The organism is Staphylococcus cohnii subsp. cohnii, from assembly GCF_002902365.1.
In the GTDB taxonomy this organism is placed as follows: domain Bacteria; phylum Bacillota; class Bacilli; order Staphylococcales; family Staphylococcaceae; genus Staphylococcus; species Staphylococcus cohnii.
On record NZ_PPQC01000008.1, the window covers coordinates 1 to 3,804 of the forward strand.

Sequence of the window (3,804 nt, forward strand, 5' to 3'; positions counted from 1 at the left end):
CTTTAACTTTATTTGCTAATTCTGCAGCATCCTCTTTATTTAATAAATCAATTGCTAATTGTAATTCCATTAAAACGCCCTCCTATCTATCTTTTATATTATCATTATGGTATTATTTACGACAAATAACAATACTGACATTTTTGTCACTATAAAAATTAAAGATGTTGTGTTGTTAATTAAATATAATAATAAAGATTATTATATACCCAAATATTTAGCTTTTCTATAATTGGTAGAAGACCTGTTGAAGACATTATAGATGAATTAGGCGAAGAAATTGTTCCATATTTTCCAACACACAAAGTGAACTAATTAGGAGGTTATATTGATGAGAGCATTTGAAATAGAATCATATGGAGAAGCTGATGTATTACAAGAATTTAATTTACCACTACCTGAGATAACAGATGAAGAAGTATTAATTGAAGTTGAAAATACAGGTATTAGCCCATACGATTGGCATGTTAGACGAGGTGAACAAGAAGGGAAAATTGATTACCCTATACCGCTCATTTTAGGATGGGATATATCAGGCGTTATACGTAAAGTCGGCTCAAAAGTAACAGATTTAACAGTAGGTACACCAGTTATTGCAACACAACAACTTGATAAAAACGGTGGTTATGCAGAATTTGTGGCCATTAATCAAAACACAGTTGTTAAAAAACCTGAATCATTATCTTTTGAAGAAGGTGCGACAATTCCAATTAATGGTTTGACTGTCTATCAAGCGTTAATAAAATATGGTGAAATGCAACACGGCGATAAAGTATTAATACATAGTGGCGCAGGTGCAGTAGGTATATTTGGCATTCAATTAGCTAAAGCTAAAGGTGCCTATGTAGCAACTACTGCAAGTACACACAACCATGAATTTTTAAAATCAATTGGGGCAGATGTTACCATTGACTACAATACAGAACGTTTTGAAGATTATGTACATGATTATGACATCGTCCTTGATACACAAGCAGGAGAAACACTTGAACGTAGTTATGATGTATTGAAACCTGGAGGCAGACTAATATCTATACGCGGACAAGTTAATAAAAAGAAAGCAGAAAGTAAGGGAATTACAGCATATTTCACATGGACAGAATTAAATCGTCAAGATTTAATAGAAGTTGTTAATTTATATGGATATGGTGTTGTCAAAGCTTACTTCGAAGCTATTTTCCCACTATCTTTTGTTCGAGAAGCTCATAAATTAAGTGAAAATGGTCATTCTAGAGGGAAAATTGTAATAAATAATAAATCATAATATATGATTTATTATTTAAATTAACATAACCGATGATTATCAGAAGCTCTAGCATAAAAAAGCACTACAAGTTCATGAGCTTGTAGCGCTTTTTATTGTGTTAATTACCAAACAACCGACTCCAGAAACCTTTTTTAGGTGGTTTTTCTTCCTTATCTTCGTATTCATTATCTATTTCTTCGAATTGTTTATCGTCTATTGTGGATGGTTCTTCATTGAGGTTTTCATTCTCTTTCTCTTCAGGTATATCTTTATGCTGCACCTCTGTAGGCTGTTCCCATTCTTGTTGTTGATCAGTATCTTTAGACTCTCCAGTAAATGTTGCTTCTTGTACATTAACATTTTGTCTCTCATTAACAGACGTATCAAAAGAATAATTAAGTCGTCTTTCTTCCTCTAATTGATCTTCTAATTTTTTAATCTTTTTATTACTTTCTAATGCTAATACTTGTTGATTTTCAAGCAATTTCGACCTTTCTTGCAACTCTTTTCTGTAAAATTCAATTGTTGTTTCATGACGACTTTCTTGCTTTTCAATTTGATTATTCAAAGTATCAATCTGGTTTTTAAGAATCTCCACTATTTGAGCATCAGTTTTAGATTCAACGTCAATATTATCTGGGTCTTTTTTTTGTTTACTTTCAGCAACATTTTCAAATCCATATTTCTTCTTATTTTCATTTACTCTTTGAACTATTTTTTCTATGTCGCTATCTTCTTTAATAAACGAAGTGTTTTCCTGTTTTATTGTTTCTATATTCAATCTTTTAATATTATTAAAAATTGTTTGCTTACTAACTTCTAATTCTTCACTCAAAGCTTTCACGCTTCTCATATCATCAACCCTTTATAAAATGTTTATCAACCCTTTATAAAATAGTATAAACTCATAAAGCTTGGTAATAAAGTAATTACAATATTAAAAACGGTTCCCGTCAATCGTTTCATCAAAGGTTTATAAAGGGTTGATGGTTTTTATCAAAGGTTTATAAACCCTTTATAAACCTTTGATAAGCCTGCATTTTCCCTTTTATAAGGTTGTTCAAAGTGATATAATAACCTTAACATGACAAAACCCCAACTACTGGTAATAGTCGGGGTTTGGTGATAAAACGTTGCAGCACGTTTATAAATCTTTTGATATCTGTATTATATACAACTATATCATCAAAGTGCAAGCAGAAAATTTATGTGTTCTTGTAATGTTTTATTACCTCTATCCAAAACTTTAATAGGAAAGGGGTTTTTATTATGCCTAGAAAAAATATAAAAAATCAAGCCAATCAAAATTTCTATATGCTACATAAAGTTTTATTTATCAACGAAAAATATAAAAAGCTAAGTGATAGTGCTAAAGTTACCTATGCAATTCTTAATGATAGAGTTAGTTTATCTATTAAAAATAATTGGATAGATCAAAATGGAGATATATACTTTATTTTTACTAATGAAAATCTTCAAGAAGTGTTAGATAAAAGTAAAAATACAATAACTAAAATAAAAAAAGAGTTACAAGAGGTTGGTTTACTGGAACAAGTTAAAACCGGGTTTAATCGACCGAACAAACTATATCTTCATGAAATAGAAACGAATATAACTATTGAAAAAGAAATACAAAATAGTACTTCGAACGATGACGAATCGAGTGATATCAAGGACTCCCAAATATTGGGACTCCAGAATCCCAAACAATGGGACTCCAGAATCCCAAATGATGGGACTCCAGAATCCCAAAACTTAGACCCTAATGATACTGAATTTAGTAATACTGATTATATAGAGACTGAGAACAATGATACGAATGATTTGAATGATACACCTAACAATATTTCTGAAAACGCTCATTCGAATCATACAAATCATCAACAAACTGAATTTAATAATGATGCCTTAAAATTCCAAGTGCTTGAAGAATTGCCACAACAAATCAAAGATTATTTAAGTAATTTTGAAATTAGAGAAATTCATATTATTAAAAGTGTTTTACTCAAAGGGAAGAAATCATTTAATAATGCACATGATACCTATTATCGTTTAGAAGATGTTGAGTTTGAAATTGTCAGTGTCTTAAAACGTTTTAAAGCGATGCTGCTACAAAAGAATGAAACCGTTGAAGCTATGCAAGGATATTTAATGCAATCGATTAAAGCTGAACTTGAAGAAATACACGCACTTAATATGCGTCGTCAAAACATGAAACAACATAATATCTTTAACCAATAATTTAGATAATTTTATAGCAATCAAAGAGACCTCAAAATATTCGGTTAAGTCATCGGATTATCTAACTGGAGATAGTGAAAAAGATTCAGAAATTGTTAGTGATTTAGAACAAGGTTTATATCGAAAACGTATGTTGAGTTATGGTGGATTACTTAAACAAAAACATAAAATTTTAAATTTAGACGATGCCGAAGATGGCAATTTAATTAATACAAGTGATGAAGATAAAACAACAGATGAAGAAGAAAAAGCACATTCAATTACTGCAATTTGGAATTTTGAAAAACAAAATTATTACTTAAAAGATTTGAAACGTT

At 30.1% G+C, this 3,804-nt stretch carries 3 protein-coding genes and 1 pseudogene; 3 read left to right on the top strand and 1 reads right to left on the bottom strand.

Annotated features, from left to right (window positions below; genetic code table 11):
* Positions 1-331 precede the first annotated feature (331 nt).
* Complete coding sequence (locus CD032_RS01245) at positions 332-1,264, top strand: NADP-dependent oxidoreductase (RefSeq protein WP_037551400.1); 933 nt, start codon at positions 332-334, stop codon at positions 1,262-1,264.
* A 100-nt stretch (positions 1,265-1,364) separates the two neighbouring features.
* Here the strand turns inward: CD032_RS01245 and CD032_RS01250 are convergent, their stop codons facing one another.
* Positions 1,365-2,099: a DUF536 domain-containing protein gene (locus tag CD032_RS01250; RefSeq protein WP_040030455.1), complete on the bottom strand. Its 735-nt coding sequence runs from the start codon at positions 2,097-2,099 to the stop codon at positions 1,365-1,367.
* Between the two features lie 416 nt (positions 2,100-2,515).
* Here CD032_RS01250 and CD032_RS01255 point away from each other — a divergent pair, with 416 nt between their 5' ends.
* The gene (locus CD032_RS01255) at positions 2,516-3,487 is read left to right on the top strand and encodes a replication initiator protein A (RefSeq protein WP_040030454.1); all 972 of its coding nucleotides are present in this window, start codon (positions 2,516-2,518) and stop codon (positions 3,485-3,487) included.
* 16 nt (positions 3,488-3,503) lie between these two features.
* Positions 3,504-3,804 (top strand): annotated as a pseudogene (locus tag CD032_RS01260) (protein rep); the annotation flags it as partial.